Origin of the sequence: Thermoactinomyces sp. DSM 45892, from assembly GCF_900107305.1 — a bacterium.
GTDB lineage: Bacteria > Bacillota > Bacilli > Thermoactinomycetales > Thermoactinomycetaceae > Baia.
In genome coordinates, this window is record NZ_FNPL01000012.1 from 74,199 (window position 1) to 93,522 (window position 19,324).

Genomic DNA, 19,324 nt, shown 5'->3' on the forward strand with positions numbered 1-19,324 from the left:
AAGGTATTAATGTCATTTGGTAAAGTTTTTTCTACCGATCTGATCGGTAAAAGAGAATCAGTAGTTGATGAGCTTCTATTACTGAACCCACACCAGACACCGATGCTAAATTTAGTGGGATTTGGTAAGCCGATTGGTAATGTTGAACATAACTGGTTTGAAGATGAACTCTTTGGGGACGAATCAACAGTAACTAGTGCTAAAACAGCGGAAGATACATCAATTACTGTTGCAGATGTAGAACCATTCCGCACTGGTCACGTAGTTAAAGTTGGTCAAGAATTGATGCTTGTGACAGCCGTAGATGTAGCGAATAAGGCTATTACGGTCGTTCGTAGTTATGCAGGGACAACGGGCATTGCCATAACGGACGGATCAAAAATTGAAGTCATGTTCGTAGAAGGTGACGAGGGTCGCGATGCACGTCAAGCCCGTTACAAGCCTAGAAAACGTGTGTCAAACATCACACAAATCTTTGATGACACTGTAGAAATCACAGGTACAACACTAGCTATTAATCAATACGGAATCGACAATCTATATGAGTCCGAGAAGCAGAAGAAATTGCTAGAGTTGGCTCTGCATCTAGAAAAAGCGATTATCAATGGATTGAAGTATGAGAATGGAACGAAACGTCTTATGAGGGGTATTCGATCTTTTGTTGAAACCAATATTGTTGATGGTTCAGCAGTAGGGACGGGTACTATTACCTATGATTCTGTGTTAACCGAGTCGTTCCGAAAGATCTACGAATCTGGTGGTATGGAATCTGGCGGTCGATATGTAATCATGGTCGGTGCTAGACAGAAAACAGGTCTCTCTAACTTTGACCGAGATAAGATTCGTCTTACTCGTCAAGAGAACACTCGTGGTCAAGTAGTCGATCATTGGATTTCTGATTTCGGTGCTGCTGAAATTGTATTGAATAACAACCTTGCACCGGATGAGCTTATGGTACTCGATGCCAACCGGATCGCAATCAGACCACTACAGGGTCGTGAGTTTGCACACGAGCTTCTTGGGAAAGTTGGAGACCGCTTGGCTGGTATGTTAGTTGGTGAGTATACCCTTGAGTTCTTCCAGGAAAAAGCTCATTCACGTATCGTAGGATTGAAGTAGTTAAGTGGGGTAACTTTTGGTTACCTCATCTTTTTATTTAGAAAGGAGAGTTTTATGGCGGAGTTTGAAAGTGTCTACCCTGAATTAACCTTCTTTGTAGGGGATGAACCTAGGTACTTTTCAAGAGGTAGGTATGTTACGAAGAATAAAGATGAGATTCAAGCACTATCTAGTTTGGCACATGTATCACGAGTGGATGGGGACATGGAGGAAGAAGCGCCAACTGTGCGAACAAAACGAAAAAGCTCCACCAAGTAGGACTATATAAATATAAAAAACGAGCACTAGATTTCCTAGGTACTCGTTTTTTATTCTAATAGAAACGTCCAATTCCTATTAGATGATTAACTTATTACAATAAATCATAAGGGTATTTTACTTTTATTGCAACATTTATTTATTTGAAATCTATTTAAAATGGGGTGAAGCTGTAGTGGCTACAATTCAAGAGGCGGATCAATATATCTCTTTGAACGTGATCGACAACACCGACTGGGTAGAAGCTGATGCCGATAAAAAGCAACGAATTTTAAATGTTTCCCTCCGAACCCTTGCACGAAAATACCCAAAGTATAAGATTCCAGATCCAGCCATCTTCGAATTAGCTTCTACCTTCGCCACTGTGTTCAATGACACGAACAAGCTTCAAAACCAAGGAATTGCAGGATTTAGTATTACGGGGGTCGGAAGCTTTACTTATAAGGAGAACAATGTTCGAAATGCAGCAGGCTTGTCCTTGGAAGATTTCATTACGCAAGAAGTTCGAAGTCTAATCGGAGAAGCAAATGGAATCGAACTAGGCTCACGTAATGTAAAAGTGGTGGTCATGTAATGGCAATCATTCCTTTGAGACAGACCGTTAAAGTCAGCCGATCAAGTGGAAAATTAGATGAGTGGGGCAATCCGATCCCTATTGAACCATTTTCGATTAGGTGTCGTGCGGATGAAGGCTCATTTGTAGTTGAAGATATAGGTGGGAAAGTGGTTGTCAGTAGTTTGAAGGTTCTTCTTGATAAATTAACAGACATCCGATATGACGATGAAATCGAATACACCAACGAGATAGGAATCACCATCAAACGGAAACCTCAAAGAGTAAACGTGAAAAGAGACTTCGGAGGGAAGCCCGTATTGACGGAGGTGTTTCTATGAAGTTGGAAGTAGACGATCATGAGTTTCAGTTAAAAATGAGCAAGATTGACGAGCAAGTACTTGAAGAACTGACTGATGCTATGAATGATGCTGTAGACGATCTAGTTCGAATCTCATCCAGTATCGCACCTATCGACAAAGGAATTCTTAGAAAATCATCTGATCAACAAGTGAAACAATCGGCAGACGGAATTCAAGGCGAAGTGTCCTATCAAGCTGTAGAACAATCCCTGAATTATGGGAGCTTCGATTATGCAATCTGGACTCACGAGTATATGACTGGGCTCGGGCCACGGTCTCAGGCATCTCCAGGGACGGATGGTTATGTTGTAGGAAGAAAATATTTAACTCGTCCACTACAGGGTGAGTCTCCTAAGTATGTAAAGTGGTTTCAAGAAGCACTAGAGAAGGGAGTGGATGGTTAATTCGAATACAAGATCTAATTAGATATCTTAAATCGCTTGCGAACTTCGTGTACTATCCATTTCTCTTTCCGACGACTAGTGAAGATGAGTGTTGTGTAGTATCCATTCATTCAGGGATGCCCGAAAACCAATACACAAGAGTCCAATATCCAAGTTTCCAGTTGTTGATTCGAGGGAAGCCAAATGCATTAAAGGAAACAGAAGGTATGGCGTACCATCTATATGAAGTACTAGCAAATAAACGAGAACAAACCATAGGAGAATCTTCTATCGTAGTTATACGGTCAGAAAGTAGTTCTCCTATTTTTTTAGGAACCGATGAAGCGAACCGTCCGATCTTCTCTTTGAACTTCGGAATGGTGGTTCGTCCATAGGCTCCTTTTCTATTTCAAGGGAGGTTAAAAATGGCTAATACAACGATTAACGTGTCGATTGGCCCTGCAATTGTCGAGTTCGGAAAGGCAAATCCTACCGTATTTGATGTTACCAAGGGCGGAATTCAATTTCAGATGTCTACATCTATCCAAGAGATCAAAGTTGATCAGTATGGAGAAACCCCAGTGAAAACGATCATGAAAGGTAGAAATGCTACGGTAACGGTTCCTTTTGTTATTCAAGACTTAGAGAAGATTTCAAAGGTCATGCCGAACTCAGCTTTCACTCAGTCGGATGGAAAACTTCGACTAAACGTAAAAGCGAATTCGGGTTTCGATATGTTGTCAATTGCTGACCAGTTGATTATCAAGCCAACCGCACCTGGGACGACACCGAACGACTACATTACGATCCCACTGGCAGGACCTACCGCGGATATTGAATATACCTATGATAACGATAATGAACGGATTGCAAAAATCACCTTCCAAGCATATCCAGACTCAGAAGGTCTATTGTTTATTATGGGCGATTCCAGTGTGTCGAATGGAGCATAATCTGACTCCTCAAATTTGAGGAGTGAACCCCACAAACTTTGAGAGGGGATCTATATGTTTTCGATCAAGCGTGAGAATGAAATAAAGCTCGGGGATAAGAAAGTTCGAATCGAAAAGATCACACCTAAAAAGTGGCGAGAACTCTTCGAAGTTGTAGATATTCTTCCTAACATTATTATCAAACTCGTGCAAGTGCCGTCTGATCAGTTTGTTACGTATTTTCTTTCTGCTCTAGAGTTTGGTATGGACGAAGTGATAGAGGTTACTTCGAAGCTGACAGGTATTGAAAAAGAATATCTAGAGGATCATGTCGGACTAGATGAGATTATCGAGTACTTTCGAAGGATGGTCGAAAAAAACAACCTAGTTGATACAGCAAAAAACATCAAAAGCCTTCTGCCGATCTCGAAGGAGACCGAGTAGAGGGCTTAACTATTGATCCAATGCTTATAAACCTTTCAGTCGAACTTGGTGTTTCTCAAAAGGTTCTCGAAGAAGAATACTATATGGTCGATCTTTTCGATCTGATGAAACAGAAACGGAAGAAGGAAGCTCGAAGTCGACTAAATTTACTTACAATAATTCACTCTAAACAGATGGAAGAACAAGACTTTAAGAAATTCGTCCACAGCTTATCCACAGAAGCTGGAATGCAAGAAAAACAAGAGTTTGATCGTGATCGGTTTGAACAGCTTCGAGAAATGATCTGATGAAAAGGGAGGGGATCAAATGAGTGGTTTTAATGCTGGTACGGTTCGGGCTCGTCTGATTCTCGAAAACTCCCAGTTTCGTCGAGGAATGATGCAAGCTCGCCAAGACATGTCAGGTCTGTCTCGTGATGCTATGAATGTTCGGAAATCAGGGCATATGGTACAAGAATCAATGCTTGCTGTTGGTGCAGGGATCATAGGTATTGTCGGAGCTTCCGTTGTTGTTGCTGCACGATTTGAGCAAGAGATGGCTAGGGTCAAGGCGATCTCTGGAGCAACAGAAGAGGAATTTGCTTCACTAACTGCCGAAGCTCAACGACTAGGGGCTACAACAAGTTTTAGTGCTTCGCAGGCGGCACAAGGTATGAGCCTACTTGCAAGTGCTGGATTTAAGACCAACGAGATTATAGGAACAATGCCTGCTTTACTTAATCTTGCTGGAGCTTCGCAACTTGATCTAGCCACATCCGCTGACTACTTGACTTCGATCATGTCAGGTTTTGGGTTCACAGCTAAGGATTCGGGAAAAGCAGTCGATGTTCTGGTTCAGGCCATGAATGATGCAAACACAGAGTTGCCGGATTTAGCCGAAGCAATGAAATATGTGGGTCCCGTGGCAAGTTCGGTCAAGATGGATTTTGAAGATGTCGCCGCCGCGATTGCCTTACTCAGCAACAACGGAATCAAGGGGAGCATGGCAGGGACAGCTATGCGAATGGCTTTGATCCGTCTTGCTTCACCAACCCGAGAAGTAAAAAAAGTCATGGCAGAATTAGGGCTACAGTTTACGGATGCACAGGGGAAGATGAAACCCTTACCGGAGATTATAGATCACCTTAATGATCGGATGAAGCATCTAACCGATTCTCAAAAACTCGATAAGATCGCAACAATCTTCGGTACAGAGTCAGCTACAGCCATTACTTCCCTTATGAAAGCTGGAGGGAAGGCAATCGACGACTTTTCGAATAGACTCGAAAATGCAAATGGAGCAGCCGCCGCTTTCTCGAAGACAGTGAAGGACACGACGGTTGGTGCATGGGATCAATTTCTATCGGCTTTGGAAGCTGTCGGAATTAAATTAGGAACTCAGTTCCTTCCAGAAATCCGGAGGCTTTTGAGTGCTGGAACGGATCTCTTGAATTGGATTGGAGAATTGAATCCGGCCATGATCGAATTCGGGCTGAAAGTGGCCGCAGGAGCAGTGGCACTTACCACCTTAGCTTCTGCCTTTCGCCTAGTTGGTACTGGAGTCAGAGCGATGCAACTAGCAATGGGACCACAGGGATGGTTATTACTTGGTCTTGGAGCATTAGCAGGAGCTGTTTGGGGAGCTTCTGATGCTATGGAAGAAGCAGCAAAGGTTGATTTATCCCGTGTCGAATCTCTCCAGAAAGTGGCGGATACTACTAAGGAACAGGTTGACCGTTTCGATGCGCTTCGTGAGAAAAACAAACTATCTAATGATGAGATGCTTCGATTTCTTGATATACAGACTCAACTAAAAGCTGAAACAGATCCGCAGGTAATCAAAGCCTTTCAAGAAGAGATGGATGGTCTTCGTAAAAAGTCAGGGCTAACCAATGAAGAATTTAACGAGCTTATAAAGCTCAATAGTGACTTGTTATCAAAGATCCCATCTACTGAAACGGCCGTATCTTCCTTGGGTAATCAATGGGCGAAGACTACCGACGAGATGCGGCGATATAATGCAGAGCAACGAGAAGCTGTTCGTCAAGAATTACAAGTTCAGAAGGACAAAGCAGATGCCAAGTCGTCAAGCCTTGCACGAGAACTTGGTGAGTCCGTTGCCAAGATGAAGGAATTAAATCAACAAGCGGATACTTGGAGACAGAAAAGAACTCAAGCGATTGAGGATATAAAAACCAAAGAAGCTGAATTGGCGGATGCTCGTCAACGAGGTAATCAGTTAGAAATCACAGCCCTTGAGAATCAACTTCAAGCACAAAGACTAGTTTTGGAGAATGCGAACCAACAACTTGCTAAATCCTCGGAACAACGGGAAGAAGAGAAGAAGAAAGCAGATGAACTTTGGAAGCAAGTTACTGCTGCCCAGACATTGTATGAGAAGATGATCGCTCTTGAGATGGCAGAAGTCGGGATCTCATATAAACGTGGCGAAGGAACTAAGCAGATTGACGAAGCGATTAGCAAAACTCAATCTCTTTTGAGTGAGACAATTCGACTTGCTGATGCTGATGGAGTTCGCAATGACAAAGAGCGAGAAGCTATCTCCTTACTACAATCGCAATTAGAAAAGCAGGAAGCAGCACGTCAAAAAGTTCGGGATCTAATCGCAAGTCAAGCAGATCTAAGACAAGCTTTGGCGGCTGCAGGAGTTTCAGCCGAAGATTTGAATCGAATTCTTGGTAAGCCCACGTCAAAAAGTGTAACAGTCGATCCCGGTGGTACTGGGAAGCAAACTGCCGATGCCTTGCACATGAATGCATCAAAACAGGCAACGAAGCCTGTTGATATAACCGATCCAAGATACACTCTTCAAAAGATTATCTCTGACATTCGAAAAGGCGAAACCAAGCCTGTAACAGCCCAAGTAGAGAATAGAAAGTCATTTTTAGCGGATCTGACAAGCCGAGTAACGAAGTTCGTATCGGTTGTCTGGTCATGGGTCGGTGGAAGTCCCGATAGCAAGCGACATAGTGGTGGTACTGTCCACGAGCTACCGAAGTTCCACTCAGGCGGATCACCTAACTTTTCTATTACTTCTGCACCTAAATTTGACGAAGTGGATGTACGAATTCTACGAAATGAAATGGTCTTAACTCAAGCCCAACAAGCGAATCTCTTCCGGATGATTCAGACGTTTAGCTATGCAAAAGCAGATCAGTTCAAAGAAACACGTAATCCAACGACTGAATCAGTCAGAAGTGTAGTGATTCAGATAGGTTCGATGGTCGTGCGTGAAGAAGCTGACATTAAGAAGATTAGCGAGGAATTGGATCGACTTGCACGTCAAAAATCCAGAAGTAGGGGGGAATACTGATAGGTATACGTGGATTTAAATTCGCAGGGAAACATAGCTCTGAATACCATATTCTTGTAACTAATATCTCCCGATCCATTCTACCACCACTTACTGAAAAGACCGTCAATGTCCCCTCTAGGTCTGGCGGTTATTTTTTTGGTACAGAAATTGGAATGCGTGAATTCCAAGTCGATATAACAATCTCAGGTAAGACAGATACGGAAATGATGGAGACATTTCGTGACATAGGTGTATGGCTCCGTTGGGATGAAGAGCAGGAACTTATCTTCGATGTGGAACCGACAAAAACATACTTCTCCTACCTAACAGGATCGACCGATTTACAAACGGTGGGTACTACAGGATTTGCAACCCTTCGCTTCCTCTGTCCCGATCCATATTCTTATGGTCCACTCATTGAATCCCCTGTGATTACCTCATCTCCTGTTGAAGTGAAAGTTGAAGGTAAAGAAAAAACCTATCCTGTCATAGTAGCTAACTTCAAAGAAAATTCGACTTACTTCTCAATGGCTACAAAAGATCAGTATATACATATTGGGAATCCCGAGGGTTTGGATCAGATAACGATACCGCCCGAGGAAAAGTTGTTTGATGATGAGATGATTTCTACTTCGGGATGGACAAGCTTCACTAATGTAGACCAAGGAAGTGTCCAAGGAGCGATCACTCCTGATGATTGGTCTTTCGTAGCTTCGGATTATGGGAAAGGTTCAGAATGGCATGGTCCAGCACTACAAAAGATGTCCACAACCTCTGCGAAGCATTTCCGATTGGAAGCAATGGTAGGTTTCTATTCGATTTCGCAAATGGAGATGGGACGGATTGAGTTTTATTTACTCGATTCGAACGGAAATGTCGTCGGTAAATTGGCCTTGATGGATGCATGGGTAGGAAGTGAATCCACGAAGATTGAAGCGAGAGCAGGGACGAGGGATGATGGACACTACTTTGCAAACACAGCAGGTAGCATGTCCTACAAGAAAAAGACCACATATGTAAAGAAAAAAGTCCGTGGAAAAACGAAGACGGTAGCTCAAACCCAAACGGAAGAATATGGGCAGTATTCGGACTTCTACGGAAAGATTACGATCGAACGAATAGGTCCCGTATGGAAAGCACAGTTAATCCGATTGAGTAAGTTATTTGGCCTTGAAGTGGCTACTTCTCGTGTGGAATTCCGATGGGTTAACCCAGATATCGACCAGTACAATGCTCCTGTATCTGGTGTGGCGATCCATTTCGGACAGCATAGTACCTATCAAGTCGTTCCTTCAATGTACTGTTCTCAACTTACCCTAAAGAAAATTAATCCTATCACCACTATAGCGATTCCAGAAATTATTGAAAAAGGAGACGAAGTAGTGATTGATTGTGAAGTGGGTAGCATCTACAAAAACGGAACCGTGTGGTTAAGTGAGTTGAACATGGGATCACAATATCTATCTCTAGAAGGAGACTCTATCAACAATCTAGCATATCAACCAGCAAATAAATGTGAAATGAAAATATATCATCGAGGACGGTATCTATAGATACGGTTTTTTGTTGTGTAAAGGGGGAATACGATGATCTACGTATTAGATACTAGTGAAAGAATTGTAGCTACACTCGGAGATGGTGGACAATCAAGTCTTTCATACTGGCACGACCGTCATCGTGAGAACCTGTATGATGTTCTTTCTACATATGAGTTTGAGACTGATTCCTCTCATCCAAACTCTCTATTTTTAGTAGCCGAGAACTTTATTGCTAGAAAAGATTTTGATAACAATATCATTCTATTCAAAATTAAGCGTGTGGAAGAGAACCAAAGCGAAGGAAAGTATATCAAAAAGGTATACTGTGAGAATGCAGCTACAAGTGAATTATTGACTGATATAATCCGACCAAGAATACTTTCAGGATACACGGCTTCCCAAACCCTAGATTACATATTAAACGGGTCTCAATGGGAGAAAGGTGAAGTATCTTTTGTTGGAGCCGAGACCATTGAATTCAAGGATTACGAGACTGCTTTGCAAGGTCTCCATATACTCAAGAAGAAGTTTTCAGCAGAGTTCTACTTCACCATCGAAATGAAAAATAACCGGATTTATAAACGGTATGTACACTTCATTGAGCGCCGTGGAAACCGTACAGGAAAGAGATTTGAGTACGAAAGAGACATTCAAGGTCTTAGACGGATCGAGGACTCGTCCGAGCTTGTGACCGCCCTGATCGCACTTGGTCCCGAAAAAGATGGGAAGAGAATGACAATCCAACCCGTCAACAATGGTATCGATTGGATCGGGGATGAAGAAGCACGAGACCGTTGGAGCCATTCAGGGAAACATCTCTTCGGAGTATTTGAATCTGATAATGCTACAAGTCCGTCCTCACTCAAAGATCAAGCACTAAAAGAGCTAGAGAGAAGAAAGAAGCCTTTATATAGTTATGAAGTTGATGTTGTTCTACTTGAACACGTTGCAGGTTATGCCCATAAATCTGTTAGACTCGGTGACGGACTTGATACCATAGACCGAGCCATAACCCCCGAAATATACCTTTCTTCGAGGATCATCGAACTGATTCGATCCTATACAGATCCGACTCAAGACTCCTGTATTCTTGGTGAACATATCCCTCAATTTATATCCATCCCTTCAAAAATATCCGAACTACAACAAAACTTACGAAATAAAGCAAAAGAGAATATCATCGAAACTGCGAGACGTATCGGAACCCACTTTCGAATACGTACCCCCCGATCCGAAGATGCTGGTGACTTCCACAATGATGTCAAGGGGTACGGTATCCATCTTCGGGTGAATGAGCCGATTCATCTAGGTACTACGATGTTGATTAGCAATTCTGATAATGTCTCAGGAAATATTGTTCTTTACTCAAAAGATACTGATTCCATTATTGCTAAACGTTCCGTTTTGTTAAGTAAAGGTAGTAATCAAATTGATTTGGATCTACAGATTCCAGATAAAGGTGATTATTGGCTTGGTGTTGATGGAGGATGGATCGGGGGCATGGTTAAGAGATTTGAGATTAAGAACACGAGTTATCCGATCGATGCAGGGAGTATGAAAGTGATCGGTTCAGGGCAGAGGAATGAAGAAAATGACAATGATCATTATTATTATTTTGCTGATATTACTGCAAAAGCACCGAACATTGTAGGGGATCTTCCTGATTCCTTTACTTTGCCAGGTGAAAACATATCAGGATCTATTCAGGTTACTAATGATCATAAAATTGTCGTGATAAATAGTGATGGAAACCGTGTAATGGATGCGAACTCTGATGACTTAGGTGTTCGAAAGATCATTGCAGGGGAGATCGTTAGCTCATCTGTAGTTTCGGCTAGTAAAAAGAACAAAACGATTCATATCCATTGTTCTGATGGAAGTGACGAAACAGGGGACGGAACATCAGAGAAGCCATTTCGTTCGATCCAGACAGTTATCGACGCCTTGTCCAAGTACAATGAAGGGTTTGTCGAACTGAAAATCTCTGGAACAAGCACAACCGAAGATCTTTCACTATACGGCTTCTTTGGCCCTGGAGTTATTCGATTAGATTTCCCTTCATCATTTGAGTTGATGGGGACCCTGACTGTACTTAATTGTACATCAGAAGTCAACATATTCAATCTTACTGTCAACCGAAAGCCTAGCGAATTTACAACACCTGTCCTTGTTTCTAGGAGCTTGTATGTATACTTCAAATACCTAAAGACGTATTCAGACTATGAAGCAAAGTATGGTATCCATATGAACGACAACTCTATGGTTTTCTTACACAAATGCCAATTTTGGGGAGCAAAAGAATATGCAATTTTAGCAGGATATGCATCTCAAATCGTTGTCATAGATGCAATTGGTGGTTCACTTGGATCAAATAAACCTGATGATGAGAAACGTCCCGACTGTTCTGTAGGGGCTTTTTTTGGTGCTACGATTTCCATAGACGGGACTATCCCAGTCGGAAAAGTTCTTACTCGAACAGGAAACAGTGGTGAAATCCGAAATGCTCCGTCAAGTGGGAGTGCAGGTGGTACTGAAATTCCAACTCCACCACCGCAGACAGTCAAGGAATATACAGATACCTTTTCTTCAACATCTTCAAAATCATGGCGTACAAAGTATGGATGGAGATCGGACAACTCTTATGTTTATCAAGGTTCGTATGGCTACGGAAACCACATGGGACTCTGGTTCTTCAATGACGCATCTATCCGATCTACTCTTTCCTCTTCCAAAGAAATTACCTCTATTCGGTTACGTGTATCTCGTCGATCCGAGGGCGGAAACTCTTCTTCTAATACTCCTACCTTTAGAACCCACAATTATTCTAGCCCACCAAAAGGAGAACCTGACCTTTCAAGTTCAACATCTCCGACAGGGTTTAAATGGGGCGATGATAAGTGGGTTACACTTCCTACCTCGTGGGGAGCTTCCTTGAGAGATGGTGATGCAAAGGGTATTGCTATATTTGAAAAGGATGGCTCTCCGTATATGATTTTCAATGGTTCCGCCACTCTAGAAATCAAATATAAGAAGTAGGAGAGTGAACGTGATATATACTCTACTCATTTTTGAGGGCAATGGCCGCGTGTTCGACCGAATAGACAATATTTTCTCTCCCGAATGGTCAACCGATTCAGACGGGTTTTTTCATGTTTCCTGGACAAATGGATCACTAGGCAAATTTGATATGGATTTCTGTTTGATTAAGTCTAGTGACCTAGACGGAATGGTAGGAAACGAAAAAGGTTCGGATGTGGATCTTGGTTTATTAAAGTCTCTAGATAAGAAATCCGAGTTTCGAAAGGTAGACGAATCAAAGGATAGTGCTGCTGCATTAAAGGCCGTAGCAGAATTATACGAATCGCTTGTCAAAAAAGGAGTGATCTAGTGAGGTGAGTCCGAACGTGGTCGAAGTATACGTAATTCTGATTATTAGGGGCTTCAAAAAAATAGATGATGTACCTGAAAGGTTGCAGCAAGAAGTGAAGTCAGCTTTGATCCTTCTTGGGTACACAGAATTGGCGGAAAGAGCTTAAAAAGGCTCTCTTTTTCTTATGTAGAGGGGGTGATTTCATCGCCACAATAGACAACGAGATTCTACTAGGTCGTGTCGATTATGTAGAGAAAGAACACGAAAAGATTCGGAAAGACTTATCAAGTTTACGGAATCAGATCAGTGAGGTAGGTAGTGAAGCTTCTGATGCAGTTCTTCGAGTCAACAAGCTCGAGAGACGTATGGATGAGATCGGAAAGACAGTAGATGAAGTGAAAACAGAAGTAAAATCATTCGGGCCACGTCAGGAGACATTTCTCCAGAATACGTGGTCTTTAGTTTTTAATCTTGTTCGGATCGTCGGAGCTTTAATCGTGATCCTTGGAGCGATCATCGGGATCAAGCTGGCAATTCCAATTTTCAACTAGGAGGAAATATCTATCAATATTCAACAAAAAATCATCCCATCTAGTAACAGACGAAATAGACCCCAAACCAAACGTACTCCAAAATACATTACGATCCATGAAACGGATAACACAAGACGTGGAGCCAATGCTAAAGCTCATGCGAATTTACAATATCGAGGGAATGATAGAACGGCTAGCTGGCACTATAGTGTCGATGAAAACGAGATCTGGCAAAGTGTCCCTGATAACGAAATAGCTTGGGCATGTACCGATGGTGCTAATGGAACAGGAAATCGCTTTTCTATTAGCATCGAAATTTGCGTAAATGCAGATGGTAACTTCTCGAAAGCTCAAGAGAATGCGAAAGAATTAGTCCGACATCTCATGAAGAAGTGGAGCATCCCATTGTCAAATGTTGTTCCGCATAGTCGCTGGACAAAAAAGAATTGTCCACGAAATATCCTTCGCAATTGGGATTCATGGGTGCGATCAATCGGTTCTGCTTCATCTGCTTCGACTTCAACATCGTCGGGGCAACCGTCTTATATGAATACAAGCTTCTCTCAAAATATGAAGCTACGTTCGCCGATGATGCGTGGAAATGACATCAAAAAGGTGCAGCATAAGATTGGTGCAGCAGTAGACGGTATTTTCGGAAAGGAAACCAGAGCGAAGGTAATTGCCTATCAGAAGTCACATGGACTTGTGGCTGACGGAATCGTCGGAGTCAAGACTTGGCGCTCGATGTTTTGGTAGAAAGGTTAGTATCGAAAGGAGGTGAAGTTGTATGTCATATAAAGATATTTTGAATCGTCTAACCGATAAAACAACCTTGTTGTTATTAGGGTCGTTAGTAGTCGGACTCCTAGTGAACCTCGGAGCAATTGATGCTGTGGCCGTTCAAAAACATACAGATACGATCAACATCATTGTAGGTATTTTGTGTGCCGTGGGGATAGTTCGTGATCCTGCTCCAGTTCCAGAACCTGATTCAGATGAACAAAATACTATTATCGAATAGAAATCAAAAGGACCCTGTGCATAATCGCATGGGGTCCGTTTTTTTTTGTATATGTAATGGTGTAGCCTATAACATAAGTGATACGACAACACTAATCTAGGAGGAATTATATATTCCAACTAGGCTATAGGCTACATTTTTGATTATATCAAAGTGCGAAAACTTACTCAAATATTAATTGACCTAGAAAATCCGGGAGTGATATAGTCGAATCATATCGAAAAAAGCTCGGGATATAGCGCATCCCAAGCTTTTCGTCAAACGATTCTTCACAGGAATCGTCTACATACCTGCCCTAGATTGGTCGTCTAAGGAGCAGAAGGTCACTCATGCATACAACTAGTAGAACCACTTCGACACAGTTTCTACTAGTCGATACTCGTATTATATTTATGTTATGAGAAAGTTGTCAACTCTAGCAGTCTATTTAGGGTATGTTAATAGTTGACTACGAAATCTTTCTTAAAATAAATGTCCTTTTTTGACGACCTTCTGCGCTTAGGTAAGAACATGGGCTATTCAGGAGGTTTTTTCGTATGCAGATAAAGACAACTAGATTAAACGAATATATTATTCGTCAATTAGGCTTAGAAGTATTTGATTCGGTTAAGGCTAAGGACTTATACATAAACACAGTCGTAAAATACACGGATCTTCTTCCTTGTGAAATTGATGTACTATATACCATCTCTCGCTACTCTACGAAAGTACCTGGTGTTTGTTGGGCCACAGTTACTACGATGTTGAAGGACAAGCATGTCAAAGTAAAGGAGCGGGCTTTTCGTAAAGGGATAAGAGGGCTCAAAGAGAAAGGGATCATCATTGTTCATGAAACTCGTCGAATGTTAACTGGCGGCAAAGGAACCAATATCTATCAATTCAGCCTTGAATACATATCATCTCTAGAACCGAAGGAAGGGCCTATGCAGGTCGAAGGTACAGGTCGTGTGCAGGTCGAAGATGCAGGTCGTAAGATTGATGAAACCCCTTGTCCTACAACGGATGAACTTACTAATTTTGAGACTAAAGAATCTTTTAACGAATGTGTAACAAATCTATATAACTTAAAAGATAAAGCTATTAGCAATATGCCTGAGCATAAGATGTCAGATGATAATATCTACGAAACAGAAAAAGAAAAATACTGCTTGGCAAGTGGAGTTCCTTGTGAGGTAGTCAAAGAGTTGAAACCGTACTTTTCCACCAATGAGATTATTGGATATTGGAAGTCTATTAAGGGCGCTTTGAGAAATGTAGGGGAATACTATGAACTTCATGTACAGGAAGTCTTGAATGCGATCCGTAAGTCAGTAGCTAAATTCAAACGTAAAGAGATCCGAACAACTTTTGGAGCTAATCTTGTAGGTACGTTGAAGGGGATGATTTCGGATAAATACCAAGCTTTAGAGGATTCATTTATTGAGCGAGAAATGGAAGAACGTAGGGCATTCTATGGGATTTCTAGTGATGTAAACCCTATATCTCAAGGTAGGTTTAGCTAAAAGAACAGTTTATATAAATTAATATAAAATAATATATAAATCACCCTATTTACATATTCAATAATCCGCGATATTGTTTCATTATTGGATTAATAATATAAAAAAATATACTATGTTATACTATAGTATATAAAAGGGGTAATTCAGTATGGAAAAGATGTTCCCATATGCATATCAACAAAAACAAACAAAAGTTTTGGGTTTTGAGGTAGCCAATTCTTATGTTAAAGGGCGTAGTTCTGTCAGTAGAATATGTTATCTGAATGCAGTGCGAGAACGTTTGAAAGGAGAAGAAGTTTTTGGACGAAGATCGAAAAAATCCGAAGATCTGATATTTGGTTACGGCGAGTCTTTCTATACAGTAGGAGATCCAATGGAAGCAGTATTCTCAACAGCCAGGGACATTGACCGTTACTCTAATCACTTTTACAAGTTATCTTCTATTCTAGCCATATCCCAGTTAGTAGATGATGGAGACCAAATAAGAGTGACCACGGGTGTTCCAGCAAATCACTATAAGAACGATCAAGTATATCGGTATATACAGCAAGCCTTGTTAGGATCGCACCGAGTAGTAGTCAATGGTGGAATTCGGCAATTTGAAATTTCTGACGTTGAGATAATCCTCCAACCATTGGGTACGTTATTCAACCTAATGGTGAATGATGACGGGTCGTATACAGAAAATGGACATGATATCGAAACTTCTCGGAGGAAGCTTATCATTGATGTCGGATTTGGTTCTAGTGATGTGGCTGTTCTTGACGGGATGACATTATTAAGGTATTTCACTCTTAATTATTCGATGGTGGACGCCTATAAAAGGATTCTGCTTGAGTTGGGTCTAACAAATCAACTCAAACCCCTTGAAATTGAACAAGCCCTTCTCTCTGGTGATAGTATCCGATATGGAGGAAGAATATTCGAAAAGTTACAGGTAGAGGAAGTGAAAAGAAAAGCCTTTGAAATATTAGCTCAACAGATCATGGGAAGTTTGAAGGGAATGGAGTCATTAGATAGTTTTGACTATGTTATCTTTACGGGTGGTGGGGTAGAAGCTTTGTACGAACCACTAAAAAGCCACTTGATTGGTGTTCCAAATGCAGTTAAAGTAAGTGATAGCCAAAGTGCAAATTCCGAAGGATACTATTTGTATAGTCTTTATACATAGTATCGGGGGTGTTACGATGTCTGTAGATGATAAACCAATTCATATCAAGCTAGAGATTACAATGAAAGATGATCCAGAACTTTATGAGTTTCTAAAGAAGCATGACATACCACTAAAGTGGTTTGCAATGACGGCCATGTATCGGTACAAGAACGAAAGCAAATATATAATGTCTCGTGATACAGTTCGGGTTTCCAATGATGAAAACAAAGTGATTACAGAAGCAACAGATACAAGTCAGCCATCACCTATGAAGAAATTTAATAAGTTTTAGATGGTAATAAAAGTGTTATGGACCACTTACGGTTCGTAGCACTTTTTTTATTAATAAGATTAAGCAAACAATATTGCCAATTCTCTAGACTAGAGTATAAAATTATATGAATTAATGTATATGGTTAGGGGAGAATAGGTTGAATTTCAAGCGAATTGATACACAAAAATTACTATACTGGTTTGGTTTATTTGTGTTAGTAGTAGGTTTCTTTGCTGGTCTTCTCTTAGCAAAAGTATCCGTTGTGACTGCACCAAGTCAGGTGCTGCAAGAAATAGGAATTAATACTCCTTCAACAAAATCCACGTTTCTGTGGTCCGTAGCTCTGATGTGGTGGATCGGCTCTGTTGTAGGTGGGGGAATTCTATTAGGGATTTCGCAGATGATCGAAAATCAAATTACTCACACCGAACAGCTACGAAAAAGCCAAAGCCGATCCCTTTAGGGGTCGGTTTATTTTCTCTCTATTCCTTCAGATTCCTCCACATTACGATCACAATAGGAACCAAAAATAAAGCCTGACCAAGAATAGCAATGGGAATAAGAATGACTGTATGTGTTGCCATGCCCAATAAAATCAAAAGTGGTAATAGGATACCTAAAACTAGTCCTTTGCGACTAAGGAATTTGGAAAAAATTATGAGGGAGACCAAGAATAAAATAGCAGCTACTCCAGCACATAAGTTTAATTTAAAATCGGAAGACATTGTATGTACCACCAATCTTCGTTTATATAGATATATCTATCATCTTAATTATTGTCCTGTTCCCTACTCCTAATACGCTTCTGTAAGTTAGGAGGGGATATACTTGAACAAAAACTATGTATCTGTTCAAACCGAACGAGAATACGAACTCGTCGGTGGAGAGCAAAAAATAAAACCAAGGATCTTCCTTAAAATGTATGTTGATGCGGTCCATGACGGACTTGTTAGTGCACTCGGTCCCGAACTCTGGCAAACCTTATGTGGTATAGCAGCTTTTATGGACGAAGAAGGACGTTGCTATCCGTCACAGTCATTACTTGCCCAACGTCTAGGTATATCTAGACAGACAGTAGGAGAGCGGTTGAAGCGATTAGAAGAATTTCAATGGAAGGGGCAGTCGATTATAAAGCGAGTTAAACGTCGGGGCAAGAATCAAAAGTTTGATAATACCATCTATACGATCATGCCCGTATCCAGTTTAGAAATCTTTTAACCGTGTTAAGTACACCCGTGTCAGATCAAACTGACACCGTTATGCTTTACACTAACTAGAACTAACTATTAACAATAACTAAATATAACTAGATAAAAGATTGCGATGTCAAAAAAGATTAGACATCGCGATTTTTTATGTCCTCTTTTTTGTACCTCATGCGCTTAGAGAAGAGATTATTGAAGGAGACGATCTATGAAAAAGAAATCTACGATCACATGGAGAGAAAAGGCTATCGAAAAATGGAATGCAACGACCTTCCGTCAATACCTATCAGATCAACACGAAGAGCGATTTGGCATTCCGTATGTTTGTAACAGCATTCCTATGGAAGCAAAGAATATTCGCAGAATGATTGACACTTATGGTCCCGAAATAACAAAGACTTTCATTGACGAATGCATACGTCAACATAGCCCAAGTCATCAATATCCAGGCATCTCGTTTTGGTTCATGTTTGCTTATAAACGTGAAAGTATTCTTCCAAAAGTACTGAAAGCACATCAAGATAAAAGCGAAGAACTAACTACTCAAACGATGTCTATAGAAGAAGCAACTGATTGGTTCTAGGGGGTATAACATGGACAGCAACAAAACAAACGAACAAAACTGTATTATTTCCACACTCTGCACCATATCAGGTGTTAAAGGCAAATGTCATGAGCTTTGTCCCCATTGGATCACGATTCATGGAGCTACTGGAGAAGGTGGAAGACTCTTCGCTGCGAATATTCCACGACAATATATTCACACTACCTTATCAAATTCCGCAGTAGAAGAATCACAGCCCGAGGTTTATGCCATTATCAAGAAATATGTCGAATCATTTCAGAAGATGTTTGATCCTACATTACCTGAAAAGGATCGGATTAAATCCCTGTATCTCTATTCGAACACCACTGGAACAGGTAAGACCACAACAGCGATTTCTATTGCTAATGAATATCTCAAATATCATTATGTTGGGAGTATCAAACGAGGACTGAAACCGAAGAGACGACCTGTTTACTTCATGGGGATGAACGAACTCCAGACACTATATAGCGAAGCTACTCGACCAAACGTGCCGAAAGAAATTGCAGAGAGGGCAAGTAGTAGATACTACGAAAATCTAGAAGCAATGAAGGATGTAGACTTTCTAGTATTCGATGATATCGGACTAAGAAGCTCAACAGAAGCTTTTACCTCTGATATCCACCATGTCATCAATCACCGAAACACTACAGTCAAACCGACTATATACACATCTAACATCCCTCTTCAAGACATAGGGAGTATGTACTCTAAACAAATATGGGATCGCACCCGTGATATGTGTCTAGAAATTGCATTCAGTGGTGAATCGAAGAGGGGATTCCGTCGATAGGAGG

At 41.1% G+C, this 19,324-nt stretch carries 24 protein-coding genes; all 24 read left to right on the forward strand.

The window, feature by feature from the left end:
- Positions 1-9: 9 nt before the first annotated feature.
- The 24 genes from BLU58_RS10945 to BLU58_RS11060 all read left to right on the forward strand — a co-directional run bounded on the left by BLU58_RS10945 (position 10) and on the right by BLU58_RS11060 (position 19,320).
- The gene (locus BLU58_RS10945; protein WP_093292253.1) at positions 10-1,119 is read left to right on the forward strand and encodes an SU10 major capsid protein; all 1,110 of its coding nucleotides are present in this window, start codon (positions 10-12) and stop codon (positions 1,117-1,119) included.
- Between the two features lie 54 nt (positions 1,120-1,173).
- A complete protein-coding gene (locus BLU58_RS10950; RefSeq protein ID WP_093292254.1) occupies positions 1,174-1,377 on the forward strand; it encodes a hypothetical protein in 204 nt (67 codons plus the stop codon).
- 175 nt (positions 1,378-1,552) lie between these two features.
- Positions 1,553-1,951, forward strand: coding sequence for a hypothetical protein (locus BLU58_RS10955; protein WP_093292255.1), 399 nt, complete (start codon positions 1,553-1,555; stop codon positions 1,949-1,951).
- Positions 1,951-2,271 (forward strand): hypothetical protein, encoded by a 321-nt coding sequence (locus tag BLU58_RS10960; RefSeq protein ID WP_093292256.1) that lies wholly within the window; start codon positions 1,951-1,953, stop codon positions 2,269-2,271. Before BLU58_RS10955 ends, BLU58_RS10960 begins: the two co-directional genes overlap by 1 nt.
- Positions 2,268-2,696 carry a hypothetical protein gene (locus BLU58_RS10965; protein ID WP_093292257.1) on the forward strand — a complete coding sequence of 143 codons (429 nt, stop codon included), beginning with the start codon at positions 2,268-2,270 and terminating at the stop codon, positions 2,694-2,696. Before BLU58_RS10960 ends, BLU58_RS10965 begins: the two co-directional genes overlap by 4 nt.
- 47 nt (positions 2,697-2,743) lie before the next feature.
- Positions 2,744-3,070: a minor capsid protein gene (locus tag BLU58_RS10970; protein WP_176786629.1), complete on the forward strand. Its 327-nt coding sequence runs from the start codon at positions 2,744-2,746 to the stop codon at positions 3,068-3,070.
- Positions 3,071-3,100: 30 nt separating this feature from the next.
- The gene (locus BLU58_RS10975) at positions 3,101-3,628 is read left to right on the forward strand and encodes a hypothetical protein (RefSeq protein WP_093292259.1); all 528 of its coding nucleotides are present in this window, start codon (positions 3,101-3,103) and stop codon (positions 3,626-3,628) included.
- A gap of 54 nt (positions 3,629-3,682) precedes the next feature.
- Positions 3,683-4,051, forward strand: a complete 369-nt coding sequence (locus tag BLU58_RS10980) for a hypothetical protein (protein ID WP_093292260.1) — start codon at positions 3,683-3,685, stop codon at positions 4,049-4,051.
- 83 nt (positions 4,052-4,134) lie between these two features.
- Positions 4,135-4,338: a hypothetical protein gene (locus tag BLU58_RS10985; RefSeq protein ID WP_176786630.1), complete on the forward strand. Its 204-nt coding sequence runs from the start codon at positions 4,135-4,137 to the stop codon at positions 4,336-4,338.
- 19 nt (positions 4,339-4,357) lie between these two features.
- On the forward strand, positions 4,358-7,363 hold the full coding sequence (locus BLU58_RS10990; RefSeq protein WP_093292262.1) for a phage tail tape measure protein: 3,006 nt from the start codon (positions 4,358-4,360) through the stop codon (positions 7,361-7,363).
- A 5-nt stretch (positions 7,364-7,368) separates the two neighbouring features.
- A complete protein-coding gene (locus BLU58_RS10995) occupies positions 7,369-8,898 on the forward strand; it encodes a distal tail protein Dit (protein WP_255404687.1) in 1,530 nt (509 codons plus the stop codon).
- Positions 8,899-8,931: 33 nt separating this feature from the next.
- Complete coding sequence (locus BLU58_RS11000; RefSeq protein ID WP_093292264.1) at positions 8,932-11,919, forward strand: phage tail spike protein; 2,988 nt, start codon at positions 8,932-8,934, stop codon at positions 11,917-11,919.
- A gap of 10 nt (positions 11,920-11,929) precedes the next feature.
- Positions 11,930-12,271: a hypothetical protein gene (locus tag BLU58_RS11005; protein WP_093292265.1), complete on the forward strand. Its 342-nt coding sequence runs from the start codon at positions 11,930-11,932 to the stop codon at positions 12,269-12,271.
- Positions 12,272-12,287: 16 nt separating this feature from the next.
- Positions 12,288-12,419, forward strand: coding sequence for a CD1375 family protein (locus BLU58_RS17310; protein ID WP_369813754.1), 132 nt, complete (start codon positions 12,288-12,290; stop codon positions 12,417-12,419).
- Positions 12,388-12,804: a coiled-coil domain-containing protein gene (locus BLU58_RS11010; protein WP_093292266.1), complete on the forward strand. Its 417-nt coding sequence runs from the start codon at positions 12,388-12,390 to the stop codon at positions 12,802-12,804. The genes BLU58_RS17310 and BLU58_RS11010 overlap by 32 nt, the downstream gene beginning before the upstream one ends.
- 33 nt (positions 12,805-12,837) lie before the next feature.
- The gene (locus BLU58_RS16115) at positions 12,838-13,542 is read left to right on the forward strand and encodes a peptidoglycan recognition protein family protein (protein ID WP_255404688.1); all 705 of its coding nucleotides are present in this window, start codon (positions 12,838-12,840) and stop codon (positions 13,540-13,542) included.
- Positions 13,543-13,573: 31 nt separating this feature from the next.
- On the forward strand, positions 13,574-13,807 hold the full coding sequence (locus BLU58_RS11020) for a hypothetical protein (protein ID WP_093292267.1): 234 nt from the start codon (positions 13,574-13,576) through the stop codon (positions 13,805-13,807).
- Positions 13,808-14,343: 536 nt separating this feature from the next.
- Positions 14,344-15,309: a hypothetical protein gene (locus BLU58_RS11025; RefSeq protein WP_093292268.1), complete on the forward strand. Its 966-nt coding sequence runs from the start codon at positions 14,344-14,346 to the stop codon at positions 15,307-15,309.
- Positions 15,310-15,457: 148 nt separating this feature from the next.
- A complete protein-coding gene (locus BLU58_RS11030) occupies positions 15,458-16,480 on the forward strand; it encodes a ParM/StbA family protein (protein ID WP_093292269.1) in 1,023 nt (340 codons plus the stop codon).
- A gap of 16 nt (positions 16,481-16,496) precedes the next feature.
- A complete protein-coding gene (locus BLU58_RS11035; protein WP_093292270.1) occupies positions 16,497-16,754 on the forward strand; it encodes a hypothetical protein in 258 nt (85 codons plus the stop codon).
- Positions 16,755-16,893: 139 nt separating this feature from the next.
- Positions 16,894-17,199 carry a hypothetical protein gene (locus BLU58_RS11040; RefSeq protein WP_093292271.1) on the forward strand — a complete coding sequence of 102 codons (306 nt, stop codon included), beginning with the start codon at positions 16,894-16,896 and terminating at the stop codon, positions 17,197-17,199.
- Between the two features lie 365 nt (positions 17,200-17,564).
- A complete protein-coding gene (locus BLU58_RS11050; protein WP_255404682.1) occupies positions 17,565-17,954 on the forward strand; it encodes a helix-turn-helix domain-containing protein in 390 nt (129 codons plus the stop codon).
- 195 nt (positions 17,955-18,149) lie between these two features.
- Positions 18,150-18,524 (forward strand): hypothetical protein, encoded by a 375-nt coding sequence (locus BLU58_RS11055; protein ID WP_093292273.1) that lies wholly within the window; start codon positions 18,150-18,152, stop codon positions 18,522-18,524.
- Between the two features lie 10 nt (positions 18,525-18,534).
- Positions 18,535-19,320 carry a P-loop NTPase family protein gene (locus tag BLU58_RS11060; RefSeq protein WP_093292274.1) on the forward strand — a complete coding sequence of 262 codons (786 nt, stop codon included), beginning with the start codon at positions 18,535-18,537 and terminating at the stop codon, positions 19,318-19,320.
- The last annotated feature ends 4 nt before the right edge of the window (positions 19,321-19,324 follow it).